Annotated in this window: 22 protein-coding genes; 8 read left to right on the top strand and 14 right to left on the bottom strand. The window is 68.1% G+C overall.

All coding sequences use genetic code 11. The features are described from left to right. Nucleotides 1-43: 43 nt before the first annotated feature. From FHY06_RS35095 to FHY06_RS28145, 6 genes are all read right to left on the bottom strand, one after another. Nucleotides 44-6277, bottom strand: a complete 6234-nt coding sequence (locus FHY06_RS35095; RefSeq protein WP_184607050.1) for a hybrid sensor histidine kinase/response regulator — start codon at nt 6275-6277, stop codon at nt 44-46. Between the two features lie 186 nt (nt 6278-6463). Continuing rightward, entirely contained in the window at nt 6464-8770 is a 2307-nt protein-coding gene (locus FHY06_RS28165; protein WP_126184733.1) for a methyl-accepting chemotaxis protein, read from the bottom strand. A gap of 43 nt (nt 8771-8813) precedes the next feature. Next, the gene (locus tag FHY06_RS28160) at nt 8814-9347 is read right to left on the bottom strand and encodes a chemotaxis protein CheW (RefSeq protein WP_019656272.1); all 534 of its coding nucleotides are present in this window, start codon (nt 9345-9347) and stop codon (nt 8814-8816) included. Between the two features lie 19 nt (nt 9348-9366). Then, nucleotides 9367-9732 carry a response regulator transcription factor gene (locus FHY06_RS28155; protein WP_019656273.1) on the bottom strand — a complete coding sequence of 122 codons (366 nt, stop codon included), beginning with the start codon at nt 9730-9732 and terminating at the stop codon, nt 9367-9369. Beyond that, complete coding sequence (locus tag FHY06_RS28150; RefSeq protein ID WP_019656274.1) at nt 9732-10130, bottom strand: response regulator; 399 nt, start codon at nt 10128-10130, stop codon at nt 9732-9734. Before FHY06_RS28150 ends, FHY06_RS28155 begins: the two co-directional genes overlap by 1 nt. Before the next feature lie 84 nt (nt 10131-10214). After that, complete coding sequence (locus tag FHY06_RS28145; RefSeq protein ID WP_007838397.1) at nt 10215-10385, bottom strand: rubredoxin; 171 nt, start codon at nt 10383-10385, stop codon at nt 10215-10217. A 111-nt stretch (nt 10386-10496) separates the two neighbouring features. On the opposite strand from FHY06_RS28145, the gene thiD reads away from it, so the two are divergent. The 3 genes from thiD to FHY06_RS28130 all read left to right on the top strand — a co-directional run bounded on the left by thiD (nt 10497) and on the right by FHY06_RS28130 (nt 13364). Next, complete coding sequence (thiD, locus tag FHY06_RS28140) at nt 10497-11462, top strand: bifunctional hydroxymethylpyrimidine kinase/phosphomethylpyrimidine kinase (RefSeq protein ID WP_184607049.1); 966 nt, start codon at nt 10497-10499, stop codon at nt 11460-11462. Between the two features lie 124 nt (nt 11463-11586). Then, nucleotides 11587-12873 carry a glutamate-1-semialdehyde 2,1-aminomutase gene (hemL, locus tag FHY06_RS28135; RefSeq protein ID WP_019656276.1) on the top strand — a complete coding sequence of 429 codons (1287 nt, stop codon included), beginning with the start codon at nt 11587-11589 and terminating at the stop codon, nt 12871-12873. 5 nt (nt 12874-12878) lie between these two features. Beyond that, nucleotides 12879-13364 carry a hypothetical protein gene (locus FHY06_RS28130; RefSeq protein WP_019656277.1) on the top strand — a complete coding sequence of 162 codons (486 nt, stop codon included), beginning with the start codon at nt 12879-12881 and terminating at the stop codon, nt 13362-13364. A 17-nt stretch (nt 13365-13381) separates the two neighbouring features. On the opposite strand, the gene FHY06_RS28125 is transcribed toward FHY06_RS28130, so the two are convergent. After that, complete coding sequence (locus tag FHY06_RS28125; RefSeq protein WP_221404413.1) at nt 13382-13714, bottom strand: hypothetical protein; 333 nt, start codon at nt 13712-13714, stop codon at nt 13382-13384. Between the two features lie 243 nt (nt 13715-13957). Between FHY06_RS28125 and FHY06_RS28120 the strand changes: the two genes are divergently transcribed. After that, nucleotides 13958-14680, top strand: coding sequence for a TetR/AcrR family transcriptional regulator (locus tag FHY06_RS28120; RefSeq protein ID WP_184607048.1), 723 nt, complete (start codon nt 13958-13960; stop codon nt 14678-14680). 50 nt (nt 14681-14730) lie between these two features. Here the strand turns inward: FHY06_RS28120 and purH are convergent, their stop codons facing one another. From purH to dusB, 3 genes are read right to left on the bottom strand one after another with little or no spacing between them, the layout of a single operon-like run. Continuing rightward, complete coding sequence (gene purH, locus FHY06_RS28115; protein WP_019656280.1) at nt 14731-16338, bottom strand: bifunctional phosphoribosylaminoimidazolecarboxamide formyltransferase/IMP cyclohydrolase; 1608 nt, start codon at nt 16336-16338, stop codon at nt 14731-14733. A 20-nt stretch (nt 16339-16358) separates the two neighbouring features. Continuing rightward, nucleotides 16359-16595: a Fis family transcriptional regulator gene (locus tag FHY06_RS28110; protein WP_007838304.1), complete on the bottom strand. Its 237-nt coding sequence runs from the start codon at nt 16593-16595 to the stop codon at nt 16359-16361. Nucleotides 16596-16614: 19 nt separating this feature from the next. Then, on the bottom strand, nt 16615-17679 hold the full coding sequence (gene dusB, locus FHY06_RS28105; protein WP_132753518.1) for a tRNA dihydrouridine synthase DusB: 1065 nt from the start codon (nt 17677-17679) through the stop codon (nt 16615-16617). 175 nt (nt 17680-17854) lie between these two features. On the opposite strand from dusB, the gene FHY06_RS28100 reads away from it, so the two are divergent. Next, on the top strand, nt 17855-18325 hold the full coding sequence (locus FHY06_RS28100) for a YqaA family protein (RefSeq protein ID WP_019656282.1): 471 nt from the start codon (nt 17855-17857) through the stop codon (nt 18323-18325). An 84-nt stretch (nt 18326-18409) separates the two neighbouring features. On the opposite strand, the gene FHY06_RS28095 is transcribed toward FHY06_RS28100, so the two are convergent. The 4 genes from FHY06_RS28095 to ychF form a co-directional block, all read right to left on the bottom strand. Further along, a complete protein-coding gene (locus FHY06_RS28095) occupies nt 18410-19084 on the bottom strand; it encodes a glutathione S-transferase (protein WP_019656283.1) in 675 nt (224 codons plus the stop codon). Nucleotides 19085-19148: 64 nt separating this feature from the next. After that, nucleotides 19149-19334 (bottom strand): hypothetical protein, encoded by a 186-nt coding sequence (locus FHY06_RS28090; protein WP_019656284.1) that lies wholly within the window; start codon nt 19332-19334, stop codon nt 19149-19151. Continuing rightward, a complete protein-coding gene (locus FHY06_RS28085; RefSeq protein ID WP_184607047.1) occupies nt 19331-19852 on the bottom strand; it encodes an ATPase in 522 nt (173 codons plus the stop codon). The genes FHY06_RS28090 and FHY06_RS28085 overlap by 4 nt, the downstream gene beginning before the upstream one ends. Nucleotides 19853-19877: 25 nt before the next feature. Further along, on the bottom strand, nt 19878-20969 hold the full coding sequence (gene ychF, locus FHY06_RS28080) for a redox-regulated ATPase YchF (RefSeq protein WP_019656286.1): 1092 nt from the start codon (nt 20967-20969) through the stop codon (nt 19878-19880). Between the two features lie 208 nt (nt 20970-21177). Here ychF and FHY06_RS28075 point away from each other — a divergent pair, with 208 nt between their 5' ends. The 3 genes from FHY06_RS28075 to FHY06_RS28065 all read left to right on the top strand — a co-directional run bounded on the left by FHY06_RS28075 (nt 21178) and on the right by FHY06_RS28065 (nt 24836). Further along, nucleotides 21178-22131 carry a sugar ABC transporter substrate-binding protein gene (locus FHY06_RS28075; protein WP_019656287.1) on the top strand — a complete coding sequence of 318 codons (954 nt, stop codon included), beginning with the start codon at nt 21178-21180 and terminating at the stop codon, nt 22129-22131. Nucleotides 22132-22248: 117 nt separating this feature from the next. Then, nucleotides 22249-23847 (top strand): sugar ABC transporter ATP-binding protein, encoded by a 1599-nt coding sequence (locus FHY06_RS28070; protein ID WP_132800866.1) that lies wholly within the window; start codon nt 22249-22251, stop codon nt 23845-23847. Next, nucleotides 23844-24836, top strand: a complete 993-nt coding sequence (locus tag FHY06_RS28065) for an ABC transporter permease (RefSeq protein WP_184607046.1) — start codon at nt 23844-23846, stop codon at nt 24834-24836. The genes FHY06_RS28070 and FHY06_RS28065 overlap by 4 nt, the downstream gene beginning before the upstream one ends. Nucleotides 24837-24852: the final 16 nt, after the last annotated feature.

The raw sequence follows: 24852 nt of genomic DNA, 5'->3' as shown, positions 1-24852 counted from the left end.
GGCCCCAGGGGCCCTTTTTCGATGGAGCGGCAGACCGGTCGCGTCAGGCCGCGACCGCCAGCGCCGGCTCGCTCGTGTACGCACGCACCAGGCGCAGCAGCTCCTCTTCCGAGTACGGCTTGCCGAGGTAGTGGTTCACGCCCAGCGTGCGCGCGTAGTCGCGGTGCTTCTCGGCGATGCGCGAGGTGATCATGATGATCGGCAGCTCTGCCAGGGCCGCGTCGGCGCGGATGTTGCGGGCCAGGTCGAAGCCGTCCATGCGCGGCATCTCGATGTCCGACAGCACCACCGCCGGGCGCTCCTGCTGCAGCCGCTCCAGCGCCTGCAGGCCGTCGGCCGCAAGCGACACGCGATAGCCTTCGCGCTGCAGCAGGCGCTGCGTGACGCGGCGCACGGTGATGGAATCGTCCACCACCAGCACCAGCGGGATCTGCGGCACCACCGGCGCCAGCGCCTGCAGGGGCTGCTGCGGCGCGCCCTGCTCGGCCTCGCCCTGATCCGCCGGGGCCGCGGCGGCGATCGCGGCGGCGGCCTGGCGCTCGCGCGCCTGTTCGCCGTGCACCGCGGCCAGCGCCACCGGGTTATAGATCAGCGCCACCGCGCCCGAGGCCAGCACCGAGATGCCGGCCAGGCCGGGCAGCCGCGCGAGCTGCGGGCCGAGGTTCTTCACCACGACTTCCTGGTTGCCCAGCACTTCGTCCACGTGCAGCGCCACGCGCTGCGCCGCGCTTCGCACGACCACGATGGTGTTGTTCTTGGCCGGGCCGTGCTCGCTGCGGGTGGAGGCCTGCAGCAGCGCACCGGTCCAGTAGAACGGCACCTGCTCGCTGCCGAAGGGATGGCTGTTGTGCAGGTAGGCGGCCTCGAGGTCGGACGCGCCCACGCGCTGCACCAGCTCCACCAGGTTCGACGGCACGCCGATGGACACCTCGCCCGCGCGCAGCATCACCACGTGCGTCACGGCGGTGGTCAGCGGCAGCACCAGCTTGAAGGTGGTGCCCTGGCCCGGCGTGCTGTGCGTCTCGATGCGGCCGCCGAGCGCCGCGATCTGCGCGCGCACCACGTCCATGCCGATGCCGCGGCCGGCGAGTTCGGAAACCTGCCCCGCCGTCGAGAAGCCGGGCTTGAAGATCAGCTCGGTGGCCTCCTCGGCCGTGAGCTCCTGGTCGGCGCCCAGCAGGCCGAGCGTGCGCGCACGCTCGGCGATGCGCCTGTGGTCGAGGCCGGCGCCGTCGTCGCGGAAGCTCACCGACACGTCGTTGCCCTCGTGATGCAGGTCGATGACGATCAGGCCGCTGGCGTCCTTGCCGGCGCTCTCGCGCACCGCCGCATCCTCGATGCCGTGGGCCACGCAGTTGCGCAGCAGGTGCTCGAAGGCGGGCGTCATCCGGTCGAGCACGCCGCGGTCCATTTCGATGGAGCCGCCGACGATGTCCAGGCGCACCTGCTTGCCGGTGTCCTTCGAGGCCTGGCGCACCACGCGGTAGAGGCGGTCGGAGATGCCCTCGAACTCCACCATTCGCGTGCGCAGCAGGCCGCGCTGCAGTTCGCGCGTCTGGCGCGCCTGCACGCTGAGGTCGTCTTCCGTCGCCTGCACCGTCTTCTGCAGGGTGCGCTGCACGGTGGCCACGTCGTTCACCGACTCGGCCATCATGCGCGTGAGCTCCTGCACGCGGGTGAAGCGGTCGAACTCCAGCGGGTCGAAGCTCTGCTGCGAGTCCTTGGCCTGCGCGAGGCGCGACTGCATCTGGCTTTCGGCCTGCACCTCGATGTCGCGCAGCTGCTGGCGAAGGCGGTCCAGGTTGCCCGTCAGGTCGGCGAGCGAGCCGCGCAGCTGGCCGAGCTCGGCCTCCAGGCGCGAACGCGTGATGATGACCTCGCCGGTCTGCGCGACCAGGCGGTCGAGCAGCTGGGTGCGGATGCGCACCGCCTGGCCGCTCGCGGGGCGCAGCGGCGCCACCAGCGCGGCCGGCGCCGGGCGCGGCTGCGGGCTGGCGGCGGCAGCCACCTGCGGCGCAGCGGCGTGATCGGCCGCGGCCTCCGCCGAGGTGGCGGCGGGCTGGTCTTCCAGGCTCGCCACGGGCTCGACGGTTTCGTCGTTGGCCGGCACGGCAGCCTCGGGCGCCTGCGAAGCGACGGCGACGGGCGCGGCCGAGGTGGCGGCGGCAACGATCTGGGCCAGTTCGACCTGCGTGGCGTCGTCGGCCGCGCGCAGCGCGTCGAAGGTGGCCTGCAGCACGTCGAGGCGGCCCAGCAGCTTCTCGATGTCGGCCCGCTCGGCGCCCTGGGAGCCCAGGACTTCGATCTCGGACTCCATGCGGTGCGCGCGCTCGCCCAGACGCATGGCGCCGGCCAGGCGGGCGCTGCCCTTGAGCGTGTGCAGCGTGCGCAGCACCGAGGCGCGCGGCGCGCTGTCGTCGGGGTGATGCGCCCACTGGCGCAGCGCCTCGCCGAGCTGCGGCAGCAGTTCGGCCGCCTCTTCCTCGAAGATCGGGAACAGGTCGACGTCGACCGCGTCGGCCAGGTCGATGGCGTCCTCGGAGTCGTCTAGCGCCACGTCGGCGACGGGCTCGCTGGCCACCACCTGATGCAGTGGCCGGGCCTCGGCGCGCATGGCCACTTCGGTGGGCATCGGCGAATTGGCGATGTCGCGCAGGGCCTGCAGCGTGCCTTCGGCCGGGTCGCGCAGCAGGCCTACGGCGAACTGATGCAGCAGGCGGCGCAACTCGTCGGCCGCGGCCACCAGAACCATGCCCTGCTCGCGCGTGCCGCTGCCCTGCATCTGCAGGTGCTGCAGCGCCGCCTCGAACAGGCGGGCCATGCCCGACAGGCTGTGGAAGCCGACCGTGGCCGAGCTGCCGGCCAGCGAATGGGCCAGCGCGATGGTCGAGTCGGGCAGGCGCTCGTGCGATTCGAGCGCCCACTCGCCGACGTCGGTGGCGAGCTGGCGCGACCATTCGTCGGCCTCGTTGAGGTAGACGTTGTAGAGCTGGATGCCGATGCGCAGCGGGCCGATGACCTTGACCTGGTCCTCGGCACTTTCCTGCGCGACGACGGGAGCGGGGGCTTCGACGGGCTCGGCCGGCTCCACACTGACCACGGGCTCAGGCACAGGGGCCTCCACCACATCGGCGACGAGGATCTGCGCCTCGGCGGGAACGGCGGGCGCCTCGAAGATGGGCACGACCACTTCCTCGGCCTGCGCCACCGGGGCGGGCTCGGGCTGCGGTTCCGGTTCGGGTTCGACCGCCAGCAGCGGCTCGGGCACGGCGGCCGGCGCCACGTCGGGCAGCGGGGCTTCCACGGCCTCCACAGCTTCCGCAGCGGGCACGGGCTCGGGTTCCGGCTCCGCGACGGGGGCTTCGGCCTGCACGGGCAGCGGCTCGGGCTCCCATTGCAGGTCGGGCAGGCCGGCGGTGGTGGGCACGGTGACGGCGACGGGTTCCGGCGCGGGGGCGGCCGGCTCGGCGGGCTCTTGCTTGAGTTCGACGGTCGCGGGCGTCCTGGCGGGCGGCGCGAGGAAGTCGAACATCTCGCCGCTGGGCAAGACCAGCGGCGCTGGTTCTTCGGTCTGCTGCTTCGACTCGAAATCGAGGAAGTCGGTGGATGCGAAATCGTCGTCGGCCTCGGGCGCTCCGGCCTTCACCGGCTCCTGCCAGTCGAGCGGCTGCAGCGGCGGCAGCTCGAAGGCGGCGGCCGGTGCGGGCTCAGGCGTGGGTGCGGGCGCGTCCGGCGTGAGCGACAGGTCGGGCAGGTCAGGAAGGCGCAGCGGCGGCAGCTCCGCCGCGACCGGCGCCGGCGCAACCACGGGCGCCGGAGTTTCCAGCGGCGAGGGCGCAGTCACCGGCGCTTCGGCGGCGATGTGGCGCGCGGCGACCGCCAGGGCCTCGGCATCGGCCATGCGCACCGGCGGGGGCACCGGCTCGCCGGCCATCAGCGCATTGGCCACGCGGCTGAACGGGGCGGACTGCCAGCCCTGTGCTGAGCCCGCGGCAATGGCTTCGACCCACTGGCCGAAATCCTTCATCGTGCGTTCGGTGCCTTCCAGCAGCGCCGGCGTGGCGGGGCGCTGGTCGGCCAGCCAGGTGTTGAGCACCTGTTCGAGCGCCCATGCGGCGTCGCCGAACTCGGTGAGGCCGACCATGCGCGAGCTGCCCTTGAGCGTGTGGAAGGCACGCCGCAGGATCGTGAGTTCCTCGGTGTCGTCGGGGTAGCTGGCGAGCTCCTCGATGGCGGCCAGGCCGTTCTGCACGACCTCGCGGGCCTCCTCGAGGAAGATGTTCTGCAGGTCGTCTTCTTCGAGCTCGGTGACTTCGGTGTCGGGCAGCTCGGCCGGGCCGGAGATCTTCTGGGTCCAGCTGTCGGCCTTCTTGCTGAATTCCTCGATGGGCGAAGGCTTGGCCTTGGGCGCGGCGAGCGCCGCGAGCTTGGAAGCGATCTGCGCGTCGACTTCCTCGATGCTGAGCACGGCCTCGGCGGCGGGCGCCTGGCCTGCGGCCGGGGCGTCGCCGGCCGTTGCATCGGTGCCCTGGCGGCCCATCAGCGGCTTGAGTTCGCCGGCGTCGGCGTCGAACACGAACAGGCGCTTGGCCAGCGCGGGCTGGTAGCCCAGCATGTCGATCAGGAAGCCCAGCGCGCCGAGGTTGTTGCCCAGCGCGTCGAAGCCGGCCATCTCCTCGGCCGGCGAGGTGCTGACGAGCATCGCCTCGACGTCCTCGCGCATGCGCTGCACGGTGTGCGCGGCCTGCTCGAGGCCGAGCACCGAGAACACGCCGCGCATCTGCAGCAGCTGCGTGGGCACGGTGCGCAGCAGGCCCTTCTCGGCCGGGCGGCGGAAATACTGGTCGAGCGACTTCTCGAGTTCGCTCAGGTGGCTGCGCAGCTCGTCGACCACGGTGCCCATGGTCTGGCGGTCGCTCACGCGGCGGTAGAGGTCCTCCATCCACGGCTCGAGCGGCTCCGAATGGCCGCCGGCGCGCACGCGCTCGATGCGGCCCGCCAGCTGCAGCGTGCGGGCGGTGAGCTGGGGATCGCTCGGGTCCAGGTCCTCGAGGGCGGCCTCCAGGTAGAGCACCGAGGTGGCGACTTCCATCGCGAGCTCGGTGCCCGGCGCCTGGCCGGAACGCACCGAGGCCTCGACCGCGTGGGTCAGGGCCTGCACCATCGGCAGGATCGGCGGATGCAGCTTCTGCAGCGATTCGCCCAGCTGAGCGAAGGTATCGGCCACCTGGCGGGTGCGGGTGATGTCGCCGCCGGAGAGCGCCGACCACATTTCCTTGGCGGTTTCGATGCGCTTGCGCGCCTGCTGCAGCACCAGCGGATCGAAGCGGCCGAACTGCTCGACGTTGTAGTCGACGCGCTGCTCGCCCGAGATGCCCCAGGCGGTGCGCACGGTGCGCAGCGTGGCGGCGTCGTCGCCGGGGCCGGGCACGGCCTGCGCGCAGAAGAAGAGCAGGTCCTGGCCGAGCCGGTCGGACACCAGGCTGTCGCCGCGCGCGAGCGTGGCGTACTGCAGCAGCACGCGCGAGGCGGCGCGCTTGACGTAGGCATCGGGCTGGATCAGCCCCGCGGCCAGGGCCTCGAAGAAACCGGCGGCCAGGGTCCAGAAGCTGGAGACGCGCGGCAGCAGCGCACCGCGGCCGAGCCCCAGGCACAGCGCATGGAGGCGGCGCGCCGCCTGGGTGTCGCCGCTCTTGACGACCTGCAGCACCTCGCGGTCGAGCCGCGAGCGCACGGCCGGGTCGTAGGCGACGGCGGCCTGCGTGACGGCGGGCTTGATCTCGACCCAGCGCCAGGCGGTGCTCCACAGGTCGGCCGGGTGCACGCGCTCGTTGCCCACCAGCTCCAGCACGTCGCGGTACTGCGGGAAGAGCGCAACCGACGACACCGGCTTGCCGGCCAGCAGCGCGCCAAGGAAGTCGGTGACGGCGAAGCCCGCACGCTCGATCTTGAGCACCGCGGCCTCGGTGCAGCGTTGCGGCTCGGCGATGAAGCCCTGCACGGCGAACTCGATGGCGCCGAGCACCAGCGCGGGCGAGGAGTGCCCCACCATCTGGAGCGCGCCGACGGCCTGGTGCAGCTGCTGGCGGGCCATCTGCAGCGGGCCGGCCTCCGGCTCGGACGCGGCATCCACTTCGCGCACGAAGCGCCGCAACGACTTGCCTACACCGTCAAGGGATTTCTGGATCTCTCCCAGCACCCAGGCCAGCGGCCCGAGGTCTTCGGTGACCGGCGCGTTGCCGGCGTGAGGGGCCGTGGCAGGGGTTTGGATCGACACGTTGGATGCTCGCCGTTTCTTTTGACTGTCAGTTTTTCAATGGGCGCAAGGCGCCCCGGATGCACAAGGCTTCCGCTGCCGCTTCAGGGAACACCGCGGAACCGGCTTCGCCGGGCCGCAGGTGTTGCCCCCGGAAGGGGGTTGCCGAAGCGGCACGAAGTGCGCGAAGGCTGGGGGAGAGCGTCATCACGCAATCTTGAAACGGGCGACCGAGCGGCGCAGTTCCTCGGCCATCTGCGAGAGTTCGCGCACCTGCTGCGCCGTGGTGCGCGTACCTTCTCCGGTCTGTTCCGTCACCGCGAAGATGTGCTGGATGTTCGCGGCCACCACGTTCGCCGAATCGGCTTCGCGGGATGCGGACTGCGAGATCTGCTCGATGAGGTCGGCGAGCCGGCGCGACACGCGGTCGATCTCGGACAGCGCGGTACCCGCGTTGTCGGACAGCTTGGCCCCCTCGACCACACCCTGCGTGGAACGCTCCATGGCGCCCACCGCGTCCTGCGTGTCGGTCTGAATCGCCTTCACCAGCGCCGAGATCTGGCGCGTGGCGTCCGCGGAGCGTTCGGCCAGTCGCTGAACTTCTTCCGCCACCACCGAGAAGCCTCGGCCGGCTTCACCGGCGGACGCGGCCTGGATGGCTGCGTTCAGTGCCAGCACGTTCGTCTGTTCGGTAATGTCCGAGATCAGCTCCGTGATTTCACCGATCTCCTGCGAGGATTCGCCCAGGCGCTTGATCCGCTTGGAGGTTTCCTGGATCTGGTCGCGGATGGAGTTCATGCCGCCGATGGCGTTCTGCACGGCCTGCAGGCCCGAGGAAGCAGCCTGCAGCGACTGGCGCGCCACGGTGGCGGACTCTTGCGCCTGGGTGGACACGCCGTTGATTCGCTCCGCCATGGTCAGCACCGACTGGCCGGTCTCGCGGATCTCGCGCAGCTGTTCGGTCGAGGCCGCCAGCAGTTCGGTCGAGGTGCTTTCCACCTGCGACGTCGTCTGCGCCACGCGGGTCGCCGTGTTCTGCACGTTGCCCACCAGCAGCCGCAGTTCTTCCACCGTGTAGTTCACCGAGTCGGCGATGGCGCCGGTGATGTCCTCGGTCACGGTCGCTTCCTGCGTCAGGTCGCCTTCGGCCACCGTCTGCAGTTCGTTCATCAGGCGAAGAATGGCGGCCTGGTTGGCGTTGTTCACGCGGCTGGCTTCTTCGGAAGCCTGCTCGGCGGCCAGACGTTCGCGTTCGGCGACCGCGGCGCGTTCGCGGCCTTCGCGCACCTGCACGAAACCGATGGCGCCGGCGAGTGCCAGGGCGGCCAGCGAAAGCACGAACAGCAGCACGATGGTGCCGGCGCCCAGGCCGGTACGGGCGGAGAGCTTTTCCTGCAGGTCGCCCAGCGACTTACGCAGCGGCTCGCTGTCGGTCAGGATCGAGGCCTGCGCTTCGCGCGCGGCCACCAGGCCCTGCAGGTTGCCCAGAATGGCCGATGCCTGCGTGCGCATCTGTTCGTAGGTCTTCAGGATGGCTTCGAGCTGCTGGCGCGTCTGCGGGTCCTTCGAGCCGGGGAAGCGCTGCTGCGCATTGCCGTCGAGCAGACCGCGGGTGGTTTCCTGGAAGGTGTTCAGGTCCTTGCCCAGCAGGAACACGGCGTCGGGGTTCACGCCCTCGACCGTGAAGAACTCGTTGGTCGACTTGCCGATGCGCTGCGTCAGCATCACGAGCTGGCCGGCGGCCGAGATCTCGGGCAGCGTGGCGTTCTGCTGCATCTTCAGCGAGGCGACGGTCTCCGTCATCTCGAGCAGCGTGGACGACTGCTGGTTGATGTCGCGCAGGGCGGCGCCCACCTGCGTCAGGATCTGGCGCTGGGCCAGCACGACCTTGGCGCTGGCGTCGGCACGGGCGACCAGAGGATTGATCTTGTTCATCTCCTCGTCGTACTGGTTGCCCACGCGCTCCAGGCGCAGGGAGTCGTCGCCGTTGGTCAGGCCCTGCACGCGGCGCGTGAGGTCGTCGGCGGCGTCCTTCACCTCGACGAAGGCCGAGGGGCTGCCCACGAGGGCCTGCGAGATCGACTTGGCCAGGCGCTGCGACTGCATCAGCGACTGGCCGGTGGCCGCCACCTGCTGCGCGAGGCGTTCGGCGCGAAGGATTGCGGAGCCTGCGACCAGCAGCAGCAGCAGCACCACGATCGCCAGCATGATGGCCAGGATACGCTGCTGCTTCGCCGGGTTGGAGCCCGCGCGGCCGCCGGTGATGTCGGGCGCGATCTCGGCAGCCGCGGCGCCGGGTTCGTTGGCGGCATCGCCGCCGCCGGGCAGGTCGACGTCGCCGAAGCTGGTGTCGGGCGCGCCGGCCTTGCGGTCGATGCGCACGGTCTTCTCGTCCGGAACCTGGACCGTGTCGACATCGTCGATCGATATCGAACCGGAGCCATCGACGCGGGCCTTGTCGTTGCCGTTGGTCACGGGCAGTAATTTCTTGAACTTGTCGGCGATCGAGCTCACGGTCGGTCCTTCAGGTGGTTTTCCGGTACGGCGTGCGTAGACGCTACGCACCAATGCTCAAAAACTGGGGTTGCTGCGAAAGCGCCTGCAGGTTGACTTCCTGCCAGCGCTCCCCTGCCGCATCGGTGAACAGATGTCCGTGCCATGCGGGTGCGTCTGCGCCGGGAGGTTCGGACGCCGTGAAGGCCTCCGCCCCCCGCAACCCCGCCAGTCGATCGACCAGCAATGCGCAGTTGACTTCGAGCAGCTCGTTGAAAGCAACGAGCCGCGACTGGATGCGCGCCGCCTCGGTGGCGGCCAGCGCGGCAGGAACGCCGGTGGCGAATGCCGAAAGCTGCACGACGCCGTAGAGGCCGCCGCGCAGGTTGGCAACGCCCAGGAACCACGGCTCCGTGTAGGGCACGGGCTGCGGCGGCGTCCAGGGAAAGATTTCGCCGGCGTGTCCCAGCGGAAAGAGGTATTTGCCCTCGCCGGCCTCGACCGCCAGCCAGGTGGCGGCCACGCCCGTCGTGCGAGCGGCCTGCAGGCGGCTCGCCAGCCGGGACTGGAAGGCTCTCAGAGCATCGCGATTCGCCATGGACTCGGCAGGCTTTCGCTCAGTTCAGGGCGCTGATCTTGGACATCAGGTCGGCGGCGTTGACCGGCTTCACGATGTAGTCGCGCGCGCCTTGGCGCATGCCCCAGACGCGGTCGGTCTCCTGGTTCTTGCTGGTGCACAGGATGATCGGGATCGCCGAGTACTTCGGGTCGCGGGCGATGGCACGCGTGAGCTGGAAGCCGTTCTGGCCGGGCATGACCACGTCCATGAGGATCAGGTCGGGGTGCTCCTCCTCGAGGCGGCGCATGGCGTCGTCGGCGTTCTCGGCCGTCTTGACGGCGAAGCCGTTCTTCTGGAGGAGGTCGGACAGGAACACCAGTTCCGTCTTGGAGTCGTCGACGACGAGGATTTTTCGAATGGGCATTACTGCGCTTCCTGTTGAACGGTGCCAAACTGCTGCACGGCCTGCAGCAGCTGGTCTTTGGTGAAAGGCTTGGTCAGGTAGTCCTGGGAACCGACCATGCGGCCGCGTGCCTTGTCGAATACACCGTCTTTCGAAGACAGCATGACGACCGGGACGTTGGAAAAGTGGGCGTTGCGCTTGATGATGGCGCAGGTCTGGTAGCCGTCGAGACGCGGCATCAGGATGTCGCAGAAAATCAGGTGCGGCTTGTGGTCGTTGACCTTGGAGAGTGCGTCGAAGCCGTCCTCGGCGAGAAGAACTTCATGCCCACCCTGCTTCAGAAAAATCTCGGCACTGCGCCGGATGGTGTTGCTGTCGTCGATGACCAGCACCTTGTAACCAGATCCATTCGGGCCCATTGCAAACGCTCCTGCTCATGAGACTTGGAAGCCCGCCGCGCCGAACACCGACGCAGACCGCGTAGCTCTATCTATGCCATGCTTTCAGATTTCAACCATTTCGAAGTCTTCCTTGCGCGCACCGCACTCAGGACAGGTCCAGTTCATCGGAACGTCGGCCCAGGCCGTGCCTGCCGCGATGCCGTCTTCCGGTACACCAACCGCTTCGTCATAGATCCACCCACAAATCAGGCACATCCAAGTTTTCGTATTCATCGGAGCTTAAAGTCCTTGTTCATTAAATGCAACGAGTGTATCTATGCGTATCTCTCTGGCAGACTGTAAACGTCGCGCCTATGCCACCATCCAGGGGATTCCGCACGGCGTATGACCATCTACTTACTTCCAGCAGACAACGCCCGTAAACCGGGCGATCTTAACGACCCCTCGCAGGATGCCGGCCAGCAGACCGAGCACGACCTGAATCCGCCCTGCGTACTGGTGTTCAACGCCAGCGACCCCAGCGGCGCGGGCGGCCTTGGCGCGGACGCCCTGGCCATGGGGTCGGTAGGCGCACACATCCTGCCGGTCGTCACGGGCGCCTACGCCCGCGACACGGCCGAGATTTTCGATCACTTCCCCTTCGACGAGGAGGCCATCGCCGAGCAGGCGCGCTCGATCCTGGAGGACGTGGAGGTCCAGCTGATCAAGGTCGGCTTCGCCGGAACCACCGAGGCGCTCAGCACCATCGCGGAAACCGCCGCCGACTATCCGGAGGTGCCCGTGGTGGCCTACATGCCCAACCTGTCGTGGTGGGACGAGAACCTGATCGAGCCCTATCTCGACGCTTTCCGCGAGCTCGTCCTGCCCCAGACGACGGTGTTGGTAGGAAACCACAGCACGCTGTGGCGCTGGCTGCTTCCGGACTGGAACGGCGATCGTCCGCCCGGCGCGCGCGACATCGCCAAGGCCGCAGGCGAGTTCGGCGTGCCCTACACGCTGGTGACCGGCCTGGTGCTGCCCGACCAGTTCATCGACAACGTGCTGGCCTCGCCGCAGTCGGTGCTCGCCAGCGAGAAGTACGAGCGGCTCGAGGCCGTCTTCGCCGGTGCGGGCGACACCCTCTCCGCCGCGCTGGCCGCCCTGCTCGCCAGCGGCGCCGACCTGGTGGCCGCAACCACCGAGGCCCTGGCCTACATGGACCGCTGCCTCGACGCGGGCTTCCGCCCGGGCATGGGCCACGTGCTGCCCGACCGCCTCTTCTGGGCCGAGCCCGAACCCGAGGAGGAAGGCGACGAGGACCCGGACGCCCCGCCCGACTTCGCCCTTCCCCCACACGACACCCGCCACTGAGATGCTGCTCGCCCCCAGGCCGCGCGCACTTCGTGCCGCTTCGCCAGCCCCTTGCCGGGGGCGCGCCGGCCGCTTCGGGCGGCCGTGCGCGGCCGCTCCCACTGAAAACCTCTGCTGAGTCCCGATGCCAAGTACCGACCGCAACGACATTCTTTTCGAGCGCGCCCGCGCCGTGATTCCCGGCGGCGTGAACTCGCCCGTGCGTGCCTTCAAGGCCGTGGGCGGCACGCCCCGCTTCGTGCAGCGCGCCCAGGGCGCCTATTTCTGGGACGCCAACGACAAGCGCTACATCGACTACATCGGCTCCTGGGGCCCGATGATCCTGGGACACGGCCACCCCGCCGTGGTCGAGGCGGTGCAGAAGGCCGTGCTCGAAGGCTTCTCGTACGGCGCGCCGACCGAGCGCGAGGTCGAGCTGGCAGAGGCCATCCTCGCGCTGGTGCCTTCGATGGAAATGGTGCGGCTCGTGAGCTCGGGCACCGAGGCGGCCATGAGCGCCCTGCGTCTGGCGCGCGGCGCCACCGGCCGCAAGAGCATCGTCAAGTTCGAGGGCTGCTACCACGGCCATGCCGATGCGCTGCTCGTGAAGGCCGGCTCCGGCCTCGCCACCTTCGGCAATCCCACCTCCGCCGGCGTGCCGCCCGAGGTGGTGCAGCACACCATCGTGCTCGAATACAACAACCTGCAGCAGCTGGAAGAAGCCTTCGCGCTGCACGGCAAGGACATCGCCTGCCTGATGATCGAGGCGATCGCCGGCAACATGAACTTCGTGCGCGCCACGCCCGAGTTCGCCCGCCGCTGCCGCGAGCTCTGCACGCAGCACGGCGCCCTGCTGGTCTTCGACGAGGTGATGACGGGCTTCCGCGTGGGCCTGCACGGCGCGCAGGGGGTGCTGGGCATCAAGCCCGACCTCACGGTGCTCGGCAAGGTCATCGGCGGCGGCATGCCTCTCGCGGCCTTCGGCGGCCCGCGCGCGATCATGGAGCAGCTCGCGCCGCTGGGGCCGGTCTACCAGGCGGGCACGCTGTCGGGCAATCCGGTGGCCACGGCATGCGGCCTCGCCACGCTGAAGGAGATCGCGAAGCCCGGTTTCTACGAAGCGCTCGGCAAGAAGACGCGCTCGCTCGTCGACGGGCTCAAGGCTGCCGCGGCGGCCGAAGGCCAGCCCTTCAGCGCCGACAGCGAAGGCGGCATGTTCGGCTTCTTCCTGATGAAGGACCTGCCGCAGAACTATGCCACCGTGATGACAACCGACAACGCGAAGTTCAATGCGTTGTTTCATGGTCTGCTGGATCGCGGCGTGTATATTGCGCCCGCGCTTTACGAAGCAGGCTTCGTGAGCGCGGCACACAGCGACGAGGACATCGCCGCCACCATCGAAGCCGCACGACAAATCTTCAGCACACCCTAGCCACCATGAACTCCCTGCGCACGCTGCCGGCCCTGAGCATCGCTCTTCTCATTCCCGGCTTCGCAGCGGCGCAGGACTCGTCCTTCGATCCGAAGAACATCTGGATCAACCCCGGCTTCTACTCGGCGCATTTCGACAGCGGCAAGGGCCTGGAGAACGTCAACCAGGGCCTGGGCTTCGAGTACCCGCTGAACGATACCTTCCGCGTCACCGCGGGCACCTTCCGCAACAGCGACCGCCGGCAGTCGAACTACGTGGGACTGTATGCGCTGCCCTTCGAGTTCTACGGCGTGAAGTTCGGCGCCGTGGTCGGCGGCTTCGACGGCTACCCCAACTACCGCAACGGCAACTGGTTCCCCGCCATCCTTCCGGTGGCCGCCATCGAGGGCAAGAACTGGGGCCTCAACATCGCCTACGTACCGACGATCAAGAACCGGCTGTACGGCGCGGTCACCTTCCAGCTGAAGTACCGCTTCGGCACGCACGAGTAAGCCGGCCTTCGGCTTGTCTATCGGGTCGTGACTTTCACGAGCCTGGTCACCGGCTTGCCGTCCACCAGGACAGGCTTGTGCTGGTCGTCGGCCAGCAGGATGCCGATCACGTGCTCTCCCGTCGGCGACGGGCATGGACCGAAGCGCGCCTTGATCAGCTCTCCGCCGAAGTCGCTGTTCATGCTGTTGTAGGGACGGCCCGGCAGGTTGCAGCTGTCGCCTTCGGGATCGATCTTCATGTGGATGTGGCCACAGCGCTTGTCGCCGCCGCATTGGCCGGCGGCGAGCAGCCTGTAGTTGCTCTGCACGACCACGCCGATGGAGCGCTCGGCATCGCTGCCCAGTTGCACGACAGCCCCTTCGGGAGGCCAGACGATCTGCAATGTCGGTGCGGACTCCTGGGCCGATGCCGCGCCTGCCCAAAGGGCCGCGGCGAACAGAAAAGCAAGACGGATATGCATGAGAGCTCCAGTTGGAACGATGGATGGAAATGGTTCGGACACCGCGCATGTAATCAATGCATACATCGCGGCAGGGCGCAGTCTAGCGCAAAATAAGCAGCGCTTACATTGAATGCAGCAAGCTCCATCCCCATGGCCACTCGCTCCCCCTCTCCGCCCGCTCCCGAACCCCGCGCCTATCACCACGGCAACCTGCGCGAGGCGCTGATCGAGGCGGCCGTCGAGCTGATCGAGCGCGACGGCCTCGACAAGCTCAGCGTGCGCGAAGCGGCCAAGCGCGCGGGCGTGTCGCCGGGCGCGCCGTTCCGTCATTTCGCGACCAAGACCGCGCTGCTGACGGCCGTGGCCGAGCAGGCGACACAGCGGCTGCGCACGCACGTGGAGGAAGCCGTGGCGGCCGCGTCCGAAGCGCCGCCGCTGGCGCGCTTCGGCGCCATCGGCCATGCCTACATCGAATGGGCGCGCGCGAACCCGACGCACTTTCGCGTCATCAGCGAACGCTCGCTGATCGACTACGACGATTCGCCGACGCTGCGCAGCGACAACGAAAAGATCCGCACGCAGATGCGCAAGCTCTTCGACGAGGCATTCGCGCAAAGCGGCAGCACGACGAATGCCGCCGACGCCGCGCACGCGCAGATCGCTGCGCGCGCGCTGGTCTACGGCTTGGCGCGCATGGCCGTGGACGGACACTTTCCGGAATGGAGCCTCTCACGCCAGTCGACCGCCAAGACGATGGCGGGCACGCTGGATTTCTTCATGTCGCTGCTCGCGGGCGCGGCGGAGTCCAGCGCCGAAGCGGCAGCATCGCCCCAAAAGAAAAAGGCCGAGTCGCGCACGCCAGGGAAGAGCTAGCGGACGGCCCGGCCGCGCCCTGGAACGGGCGCAGGTCGATCAGTGGCGAATCAGTGGCGGAAGTGCCGCACGCCCGACAGCACCATCACCACGCCGCGTTCGTCGGCAGCGTCGATGACCTCCTGGTCGCGCATCGAGCCGCCCGGCTGGATCACGCAGCTCGCGCCCGCGTCCACCACCACGTCGAGGCCGTCGCGGAACGGGAAGAAGGCGTCGCTGGCCACGGCCGTGTCCTTCAGCGACAGGCCCGCGTGCTCGGCCTTGATGCTGGCGATGCGCGCCGAATCAAGGCGGCTCATCTGGCCTGCACCCACGCCCATGGTCATGCCGTTGGCGCAGAACACGATCGCGTTGCTCTTCACGTACTTGGCGACCTTCCATGCGAAGAGCAGGTCTTGCAGTTGCTGCGGCGTGGGCTGCTTCTTGCTGACCACCTTGAGGTCGGTGGCGGCGAGCTCGTGGTTGTCGGCCGTCTGGATCAGCAGGCCCGAGCCGACGCGCTTGACGTCCATGGCGTTGCGGCCGTTGTCCCAGTCGGTGGCGCCGCCCTTGGGCAGCGCGATCTCGAGCACGCGCACGTTGAGCTTGGCCTTGGTGGCCTGGAACACCTCGAGCGCCTCGGGCGTGTAGCCCGGCGCCATCAGCACCTCGACGAACTGCTTGGCGATCTCCTGCGCGGTCGGGCCGTCCACCGGACGGTTGAAGGCGATGATGCCGCCGAAGGCCGAGGTCGGATCGGTCTTGAAGGCCTTGGAGTAAGCCTCGGCCGCGTCCTTGCCGATGGCCACGCCGCACGGGTTGGCGTGCTTCACGATCACGCAGGCGGGCACGTCGAAGCTCTTCACGCACTCCCACGCCGCATCGGCGTCGGCGATGTTGTTGTAGCTCAGCTCCTTGCCCTGCAGCTGCTTGGCCGAAACGAGCGAGCCGGGCGCGGGATGCAGGTCGCGGTAGAAGGCGGCCTGCTGGTGCGGGTTCTCGCCGTAGCGCAGGTCCTGCACCTTCACGAAGCGGCCGTTGCTCTGCGCCGGGAAGAGCGAGCGCTTGGGCGCGGGCTGGCCGATGCTGGCATCGAAGTCGATGGCCGAGAGGTAGTCGCTGATCGCGCCGTCGTAGTCGGCGATGCGGTTGAACGCGGCTACCGAGAACGCGAACTTGGTCTTGTCGCTGAGCTTGCCGTCGGCCTTGAGTTCGGCCAGCGCCACGGCGTACTGAGAGGAGTCGGTGAGCACGCCCACGTCCTTCCAGTTCTTGGCCGCGCTGCGCACCATGGCCGGACCGCCGATGTCGATGTTCTCGATCGCGTCTTCCAGCGTGCAGCCGGGCTTGGCCACCGTGGCCTCGAACGGGTACAGGTTGACCACCAGCAGGTCGATGGTGTCGATGCCGTGCTGCTGGATGGCGGCCACGTGCGCGGGCAGGTCGCGGCGCGCGAGCAGGCCGCCGTGGATCTTCGGATGCAGCGTCTTCACGCGGCCGTCGAGCATTTCGGGAAAGCCGGTGTGGTCGGCCACCTCGGTGACGGGCAGGCCCGCATCGGCGAGCAGCTTGGCGGTGCCGCCTGTGGACAGCAGCTTGATGCCCAGCGCGTGCAGCGCCTGGGCGAATTCGAGGATGCCGGTCTTGTCGGAAACGGAGATGAGTGCGGTCTGGGCCATTGGATATGCCGGGGAGTTATTTATTTCAGGAGTTTGTGTTCGACCAGCTTCTTGCGAAGCGTGTTGCGGTTCAGGCCCAGCCATTGCGCGGCCTTCGATTGATTGCCCTCGGCGCGCGTCATCACGACATCGAGCAGGGGTTTCTCCACCACGCGCACGAGCATTTCGTACATGCCGTCGGGTTCGGTGCCGCGCAGGTCGCGGAAGTAGCTGTCCAGACTGGTGCGCACGCAGTCCTCGATGTGTTTCTTGCTCATTGCTTCTTCTTTTCCTCTCTCAATGGACGGTGCAGGCCGTCTCCTCTTCTTCGCCCGGCGCGTCGTCGTCCGCGGGGCGCTGCACGGGCATGCGGTCCATGCGATCCGCCAGCCCGTCGAAATAGTCGCCGACGGCGCGCAGCTGCTCGGCACAGTCCTCGATGGCGTTCATGCGTGCGCGGAACGCCTCGCCGTCGGGCAGCGTGCGCACGTACCAGCCAATGTGCTTGCGCGCCGTGCGCACACCGCTGTAGTCGCCATAGAGCGCATAGTGCTCCACCAGATGGTCGAGCAGCAGGCGGCGCACCTCCGCCACCAGCGGTGGCGCGCGGTGGGTGCCGGTCTCGAGGAAGTGCGCGATCTCGCGGAAGATCCACGGCCGCCCCTGCGCGGCGCGGCCGACCATCACGGCGTCGGCGCCGGTGGCCGCGAGCACGTCGCGCGCCTTCTCGGGTGAATTGATGTCGCCGTTGGCCACCACCGGCACGCGCACGGCAGCCTTCACGGCGGCGATGGTGTCGTACTCGGCGAAGCCCTTGTAGCCCTGCTCGCGCGTGCGTCCGTGCACGGTGAGCATCTGCACGCCGGCCGATTCGAAGTCGCGCGCCAGCTTCACCGCGTTGCGGTGCTCCATGCTCCAGCCGGTGCGCATCTTGAGCGTGACCGGCACGCCGAAGGGCTGCGCCGCGTCGACCACGGCCTGCACGATCTCCAGCGCGAGCGGCTCGTCGCGCATCAGCGCCGAGCCGGCCCACTTGTTGCAAACCTTCTTGGCCGGGCAGCCCATGTTGATGTCGATGATCTGCGCGCCGCGCTCGATGTTGTAGACCGCGGCCTCGGCCATCATGGCCGCGTCGGTGCCGGCGATCTGCACCGCAATGGGGCCCGGCTCTCCGTCGTGGTTGGCGCGCCGCGATGTCTTGAGCGAACCCCAGAGCTCCTTGCGCGATGTGACCATCTCGCTGACCGCGTACCCCGCGCCGAGCGCACGGCACAGCATGCGGAAGGGCCGGTCCGTCACGCCGGCCATGGGCGCGACGAACAGGCGGTTCTCCAGCGTGTGGTTGCCGATCTGCAAGGTCATTTGGAAGGGGGGAGCTGCGCGTTCGGCTGCTGAAAAATGAGGCACGATTGTAGCCACGCCGCATTTCAGCGACTGAAACGATTTGCGCCTCGGTACCCCGTACAAATACCGGTGCGCGCCGGGGCTTTCTCCCACGCGTCGGCGGTGCCTGCGCTGCCTATACTGCGCCGACCCTATGGAAGCCTGGCTCGACTCTCTCCTTGCGCTGCTGGCACTGCCGCAGTACGGACTCTCCACGCTGTTCGTGGCTGCCTTCGTCTCGGCGACGCTTCTGCCGGTGGGCTCCGAGCCATTTCTCTTCGGCCTGCTCAAGCTCAATCCCGACATGTTCTGGCCCGCCATCGCAGTCGCGACCGTGGGCAACACGCTCGGCGGCGCAGTCGACTGGTGGATGGGCTACGGCGCGCACAAGGTCGCCGACAAATACTCGCACTCGAAACATCATGTGCGTGTTCTGGGCTGGCTCGAGAAGCTCGGCCCCAAGGCCTGCCTGCTGAGCTGGCTGCCGCTGGTGGGCGATCCGCTGTGCGCGGTCGCCGGCTGGCTCAAGCTTCCGTTCTGGCCCTGCGTGGCCTACATGGCGATCGGGAAATTCCTGCGCTATGTCTCCATGACTGTCGCGCTGCTGCACGTCTTCCCGTCGTAGTCGTCGCTCACCGCCGAACTGCGCGCGCTTCGTTCATGTCGCTTCGCCGACGCCTTTCCGAAGCGGCTATCGCGAAGGAATGACTCAGTTCAGAAGCTCATAAGGACCGCCGCGCTCCAGCGCGCGCTTGTACGCAGGACGCGAATGGATGCGCTCCAGGTATGCCATCAGCTTCGGCCGCTTCGCATCGAGCCCGCCGCGCGCCCGCGCTGCCTCGACCACGAAGCTCATCTGGATGTCCGCGCCAGTGAACGCATCACCTGCGAACCACTCGCTCCTGCCGAGCTCGGCCTCCATGTAGTTCAGGTGGCTCGCGATGTTCGGATGGATGAACGCCGATTTCGTCTTCGCCGCGATCGCCTTGGCCACCGGCCTCGCGAAGAAAGGCATCTTGCCGGTCTCGATGCGGTCGAAGATCAGCTTCAGCAGCAGCGGAGACATGGCCGTGCCTTCCGCGAAATGCAGCCAGTAGCGATAACGCACCGCCTCCGGCGAACCTGCGACTGGAGCGAGCCGGCCGTTGCCGTAGCGCTCGATCACCGTCTCGATGATCGCGCCCGACTCGGCGAGCGTGAGTCCGTCATCCGTCGTGACGACCGGTGACTTTCCCAGCGGATGAACGGCCCGCAGCGAAGCGGGCGCCAACATGGTCTGCGGATCGCGCTGGTAATGCACGACTTCGTAGGGCAGCTCCAGCTCCTCGAGCAGCCAGAGCACGCGTTGCGAGCGGGAGTTGTTGAGGTGGTGGACGGTGAGCATGGGGCTGGCCTTGGGAGGAGAGACGGGGCGCGCGGAGTCTATCCAACAACCCGCTGCCGCGGCTTCACTTCACGCCGGCCTTGCGCAACTCGTCTGCCGTGATGCGAACCGGCTTCTGGCCTCGCTGCACCACGATGGCGGTGTTGGTGCGTACTGCTGCTTCCCGAGCCGCCCTGGCAGCGCGCCGGATCGCGATCAGCGACCCGGCGAGATCCTTGTCCTTAGCCTGCGACAGCTGCTCATTGGTCATGACGCTTCTCCCCATTCGATGAGAGCCGGCTCTTCACCGGAGTTGTCGTACAGAGCCCAGGCATCGACCGCACCGCGATAGCTGTCGTCGAAGTTCCTGCGCCCAGACGCGAAGCGGCGGCGAATCACGTCCTCAGGAATGTGATGGCCGCCTTGGCGAACACGTTCCGCCACACGCGCGACTGCAAATTCTGCCGTGGGCAATGACAGAAAGAAAAGACTCACGTGATAGCCCGAGGCTCTCCAGGCGCCGATATGGCGCAGATAGCCCAGTCCCGACAAGGTCGTTTCGAAGGCGAAGCTTTCTCGCCGACGGACACACTCCGCAATCTCATCGAGCATCAGCCGACCGGCCTTGATCGCTTCTGCTTCCGGCGCGAAAGGAGACAGCCCGGCAGCGATCAAGTCCGCATTGATGAAGCGCGAAACCTGCGCCTCCTGCGGGAGGAAAGCCCGGGCGAAGGTGGTCTTGCCCGCGCCATTGGGCCCCGCAATGATGACGATCTTGGGACGACTCATCCGAGGGGCATCTCACCGGCGGGAATCAGGAGCTGAACAGGAAGTTCATCACGTCGCCATCCTTCACGACGTATTCCTTGCCTTCCGAGCGCATCTTCCCCGCATCCTTGGCGCCCTGCTCGCCCTTGTAGGCGATGTAGTCCTCGAAGGCGATGGTCTGGGCGCGGATGTAGCCCTTCTCGAAATCGCCGTGGATCACGCCTGCGGCCTGCGGGCCGGTGTCGCCGATGTGGATGGTCCAGGCGCGCACTTCCTTCACGCCTGCGGTGAAGTAGGTCTGCAGGCCCAGCAGCTTGAAGGCCGCGCGGATCAGGCGGTTCAGGCCCGGCTCCTCCTGGCCGATCTCGGCGAGGAACATCTTCTTGTCCTCGTCGTCCATCTCGGCCAGGTCGGCCTCGATCTTGGCGCAGATGGCGACCACGGGCGCGCCCTGCTTCGCGGCATATTCGCGCAGGCGGTCGAGGTAGGGGTTGTTCTCGAAGCCGTCTTCGGACACGTTGCCGACGAACATCGCGGGCTTGGCGGTGATCAGCGAGAAGGTCTTGATCAGTGGGCGCTCTTCCTTGGTGAACTCGAGCGCGCGCACCGGCGTGTTCTCGTTGAGCGCGGTCTGGCAGCGCTCGAGCAGGCCGACCAGCTTCTGCGCGTCCTTGTCGCCCGAGCGGGCCACCTTGGTGTGGCGGGCCAGCGCCTTCTCGACGGTGGCGAGGTCGGCCAGGCACAGCTCGGTCTGGATCACCTCGATGTCGGAGATCGGGTCGACCTTGCCGGCCACGTGGACGACGTTGTCGTCGTCGAAGCAGCGCACCACATTGACAGTGGCGTCGGTCTCGCGGATGTGGGCCAGGAACTTGTTGCCCAGGCCTTCGCCGGTGCTGGCGCCGGCCACCAGGCCGGCGATGTCGACGAACTCGACGATGGCAGGCACCACGCGCTCGGGCTTGACGATCTCGGCGAGCTGGTCGAGGCGCGGGTCGGGCACTTCCACCACGCCCACGTTGGGCTCGATGGTGCAGAAGGGATAGTTTTCCGCCGCGATGCCGGCCTTGGTCAGCGCATTGAAAAGGGTGGATTTACCGACGTTGGGCAGGCCGACGATGCCGCATTGCAAACTCATGGGAGGTCCTCTTGGGTAACCGGCAATTTTAGGCGAGCATGTCCCGATGCCCATCCGACAGGTCTTCCAGCCCGCCGGCCGAGCCCTCGGCGATCAGGGTTAGCACCGATCGGCAAACGTTTGCGCAAACGTTTCCGTAAGTTAACATCGGCGCCCCGGCCAAGACCGGCGCACCGTTTCGATCCACCCATCCCAGGAGACAACCACCATGAAGTTCACCCGCCGTACCCTGCAAAGCGCTGCCGCACTGACGCTGCTGGGCGCCATGGCCGGAACGCCCGTTCTCGCGCAGGAAAAGCCCAAGGTCGCGCTGGTCATGAAGTCGCTGGCCAACGAATTCTTCCGCACCATGGAAGACGGCGCCAAGGCGCACCAGAAGGCCAACGCCGCCAAGTACACGCTGGTGGCCAACGGCATCAAGGACGAGACCGACACCGCCGCACAGATCAAGATGGTCGAGCAGATGGTGGCGCAGAAGATCAACGCGCTGGTCATCGCGCCGGCCGATTCGAAGGCGCTGGTGCCGGCCGTGAAGGCGGCCATCGACAAGGGCATCCTGGTGGTCAACATCGACAACCAGTTCGACGCCGCCGCGCTGAAGGAAAAGGGCATTCAGGTGCCCTTCGTCGGCCCCGACAACCGCGCCGGCGCCAAGCTGGTGGGCGATGCGCTCGCCAAGGAGCTGAAGGCGGGCGACAAGGTCGGCATCATCGAAGGCGTGTCGACCACCTTCAATGCGCAGCAGCGCACGCTGGGCTACCAGGACGCGATGAAGGCCGCCGGCGTGACGGTGGTGGGCGTGCAGTCGGGCCAGTGGGAAATCGACAAGGGCAACACCGTGGCCGCCGGCATGATGCGCGAGCACCCCGACCTGAAGGCGCTGCTCGCGGGCAACGACAGCATGGCCCTGGGCGCCGTGGCTGCCGTCAAGGCCGCCGGCAAGACCGGCAAGGTGCTGGTGGTCGGCTACGACAACATCGGCGCCATCAAGCCGATGCTCAAGGACGGCCGCGTGCTCGCCACGGCCGACCAGTTCGCCGCCAAGCAGGCCGTGTTCGGCATCGAGACCGCGCTGAAGGCGCTGGCCGAGGGCAAGAAGCAGGCCGACATGCCCGCCGAGGTGAAGACCGACGTGGTGCTCGTCACCAAGGACTCGAAGTAAATGTTGCTCGCCCCCAGGCTTTGCACACTTCGTGTCGCTTCGCCAAACCCCTGCCGGGGGCAACACCGACGGCCCGGCGAAGCCGGTTCCGCGGTGTTTCTGGAATAAGGTTTATCGATGGCTGACAACGATCCCGGCGCGCCCGTGCTCTCGCTGAGCGCCATGGGCAAGGACTATGCGGCGCCGGTGCTGGACGACGTCTCGCTCGTGCTCAACCCCGGCGAAGTGCTGGCCCTCACGGGCGAGAACGGCGCCGGCAAGAGCACGCTGTCGAAGATCGTCTGCGGCCTGGTGCAGCCCACGCGAGGCCAGATGCTGCTCGACGGCAAGCCCTTCGCGCCCACCTCGCGCCGCGACGCCGAGCGCCTGGGCGTTCGCATGGTGATGCAGGAGCTCGGCCTCGTCACCACGCTGTCGGTGGCCGAGAACCTGCTGCTCGACCGCCTGCCCAACAAGACCGGCTGGATTCGCAAGGCCAGGCTGCACGAGCTGGCCGCGCGCCAGCTCGCCAAGATCGGCATGCAGAACATCGACCCGGCCACGCCCGTGGCGCGACTGGGCATCGGCCAGCAGCAGATGGTCGAGATCGCGCGCAACCTGCAGGACGACACGCGCGTGCTGGTGCTTGACGAGCCCACCGCCATGCTCACGCCGCGCGAGACCTCGCACCTCTTCGAGCAGATCGACCTGCTGAAGGCGCGCGGCGTGGCGATCGTCTACGTGTCGCACCGCCTGGAAGAACTGCAGCGCATCGCCGACCGCGTGGCGGTGCTGCGCGACGGCCGACTGGTGGACGTGCGCGCCATGGCCGGCGTGCGCGAATCCGAACTGGTGCAGCGCATGGTCGGCCGCGCGGTGCACGAGCACGAGGGTCGCGACCGCCGCGCGGCAGGCCCCGTGCTGCTGAGCGCACGCGGCATCGGCCGCGCGCAGGTCGTTCGTGACGTGGACATCGACCTGCGCGCGGGCGAAGTCATGGGCCTGGCCGGCCTGGTCGGCTCCGGCCGGACCGAGTTGGTGCGCCTGCTGTTCGGCGCCGACCGCGCCGACCGCGGCGAGATCACGCTGCACGCCGACGGCAAGACCACCCACCACGTGCGCAAGGGCTGGCGCTCGCCGATGCAGGCGATCCGCGCAGGCATCGGCCTGGTCACCGAAGACCGCAAGTCGCAGGGCCTGCTGCTGCCGCAATCGATCCGCGTGAACGCCACGCTGAGCGACCTGGGCGCGATCTCGCATGCCGGCTGGCTGCGCGGCGCCAAGGAGCGCAGCATCGCGCGCAAGCTGGTGGAACTGCTGCGCATCCGCTCGCGCAGCATCGAGCAGCCGGTGGCCACGCTCAGCGGCGGCAACCAGCAGAAGGTGGTGTTCGCGCGCTGGCTGCACCGCGAATGCAAGGTGCTGCTGCTCGACGAACCCACGCGCGGCGTGGATGTCGGCGCGCGCGCCGACCTCTACGCCGAACTCGACCGCATGACCGACGCCGGCAAGGCGCTGCTGATGGTGTCGAGCGACCTGCGCGAACTCATGGCCATGTGCGACCGCATCGGCGTGATGAGCGCCGGCCGCCTGGTCGCGGTGTTCGAGCGCGGAGAATGGACCGAACAATCGCTGCTGGCCGCGGCATTCAGCGACGCCACGGGACACCCAGCAGCCCAACCGCCGACGGTATCCCCCGTTTCCGACCCGACCCCGGTCGCCGCCGACACACCATGAACGCCGCCTCCCCGAAATCCAATACGCCGCCCGCGCCTTCCGCGCTCAAGGGCCAGCTCGGCACCTACCTGGGCCTGACGATCGTGCTCGTGGGCATGATCGCCCTCTTCGGCTCGCTCAGCGAATACTTCCTGACGCGCGAGACCTTCGTCTCCATCGCCAACGAAATCCCGGCGCTGGCCGTGATGGCGGTCGGCATGACCTTCGTGCTGATCATCGCGGGCATCGACCTGTCGGTGGGCTCGGTGCTGGCGCTCAGCGCCGCCGTCACCGCCGCCGCCATCCTCGAATGGAAGCTCTCGGTGCCGCTGGCCGCCGCGCTCGGACTGGCCACGGGCCTGGTGTGCGGTACGGTCACGGGCGCGGTGTCGGTGGCCTGGCGGCTGCCGAGCTTCATCGTGTCGCTGGGCATGCTGGAGGCGGTGCGCGGAGGCGCCTACCTCGTGACGGATTCGCGCACGCAGTACGTGGGCGACGCCATCTCGGGCCTGGCCGCGCCGTGGATCGGCGGCATCTCCGCCGCCTTCGTGCTTGCGGTGGTGCTGGTGATCATCGGGCAGCTGGTGCTCACGCGCACCGTGTTCGGCCGCCACGTGGTGGGCATCGGCACCAACGAGGAGGCGATGCGCCTGGCGGGCGTCGATCCGCGGCCCATCCGCATCATCGTGTTCGCCGTCACCGGCCTGCTGGCCGGCCTCGCGGGCCTGATGCAGTCCGCCCGCCTCGAGGCCGCCGACCCGAACGCGGGCGTGGGCATCGAGCTGCAGGTGATCGCGGCCGTGGTCATCGGCGGCACCAGCCTGATGGGCGGGCGCGGCTCGGTCGTCAACACCTTCTTCGGCGTGCTGATCATCGCGGTGCTCGAGGCCGGCCTCGCGCAGGTGGGCGCCAGCGAGCCGAGCAAGCGGATCATCACCGGCGCGGTGATCGTGGTGGCGGTGATCATCGACACGCTGCGCCAGCGCCGCGCGGAACGCCGGCCGGCCTGATCGGCTCCCGTCCATC

Origin of the sequence: Variovorax atrisoli, assembly GCF_014195185.1 — a bacterium.
GTDB lineage: Bacteria > Pseudomonadota > Gammaproteobacteria > Burkholderiales > Burkholderiaceae_C > Variovorax > Variovorax atrisoli.
Note: the sequence above shows the minus strand (reverse complement) of the source record. Positions and strands in the feature narration are given on the sequence as shown.

Bases quoted from the DNA above. Each gene is read 5' to 3' on its own strand.
- hemL (WP_019656276.1), top strand. From the start codon at position 11,587: ATGCCAAGTACCGACCGCAACGACATTCTTTTCGAGCGCGCCCGCGCC.
- FHY06_RS28150 (WP_019656274.1), bottom strand. From the start codon at position 10,130: ATGGGCCCGAATGGATCTGGTTACAAGGTGCTGGTCATCGACGACAGC.
- FHY06_RS28100 (WP_019656282.1), top strand. From the start codon at position 17,855: ATGGAAGCCTGGCTCGACTCTCTCCTTGCGCTGCTGGCACTGCCGCAG.
- ychF (WP_019656286.1), bottom strand. From the start codon at position 20,969: ATGAGTTTGCAATGCGGCATCGTCGGCCTGCCCAACGTCGGTAAATCC.
- purH (WP_019656280.1), bottom strand. From the start codon at position 16,338: ATGGCCCAGACCGCACTCATCTCCGTTTCCGACAAGACCGGCATCCTC.
- dusB (WP_132753518.1), bottom strand. From the start codon at position 17,679: ATGACCTTGCAGATCGGCAACCACACGCTGGAGAACCGCCTGTTCGTC.
- FHY06_RS28065 (WP_184607046.1), top strand. From the start codon at position 23,844: ATGAACGCCGCCTCCCCGAAATCCAATACGCCGCCCGCGCCTTCCGCG.
- FHY06_RS28130 (WP_019656277.1), top strand. From the start codon at position 12,879: ATGAACTCCCTGCGCACGCTGCCGGCCCTGAGCATCGCTCTTCTCATT.
- FHY06_RS28075 (WP_019656287.1), top strand. From the start codon at position 21,178: ATGAAGTTCACCCGCCGTACCCTGCAAAGCGCTGCCGCACTGACGCTG.
- thiD (WP_184607049.1), top strand. From the start codon at position 10,497: ATGACCATCTACTTACTTCCAGCAGACAACGCCCGTAAACCGGGCGAT.
- FHY06_RS28095 (WP_019656283.1), bottom strand. From the start codon at position 19,084: ATGCTCACCGTCCACCACCTCAACAACTCCCGCTCGCAACGCGTGCTC.
- FHY06_RS28110 (WP_007838304.1), bottom strand. From the start codon at position 16,595: ATGAGCAAGAAACACATCGAGGACTGCGTGCGCACCAGTCTGGACAGC.
- FHY06_RS28085 (WP_184607047.1), bottom strand. From the start codon at position 19,852: ATGAGTCGTCCCAAGATCGTCATCATTGCGGGGCCCAATGGCGCGGGC.
- FHY06_RS28160 (WP_019656272.1), bottom strand. From the start codon at position 9,347: ATGGCGAATCGCGATGCTCTGAGAGCCTTCCAGTCCCGGCTGGCGAGC.
- FHY06_RS28145 (WP_007838397.1), bottom strand. From the start codon at position 10,385: ATGAATACGAAAACTTGGATGTGCCTGATTTGTGGGTGGATCTATGAC.
- FHY06_RS28155 (WP_019656273.1), bottom strand. From the start codon at position 9,732: ATGCCCATTCGAAAAATCCTCGTCGTCGACGACTCCAAGACGGAACTG.
- FHY06_RS28070 (WP_132800866.1), top strand. From the start codon at position 22,249: ATGGCTGACAACGATCCCGGCGCGCCCGTGCTCTCGCTGAGCGCCATG.
- FHY06_RS28120 (WP_184607048.1), top strand. From the start codon at position 13,958: ATGGCCACTCGCTCCCCCTCTCCGCCCGCTCCCGAACCCCGCGCCTAT.
- FHY06_RS28090 (WP_019656284.1), bottom strand. From the start codon at position 19,334: ATGACCAATGAGCAGCTGTCGCAGGCTAAGGACAAGGATCTCGCCGGG.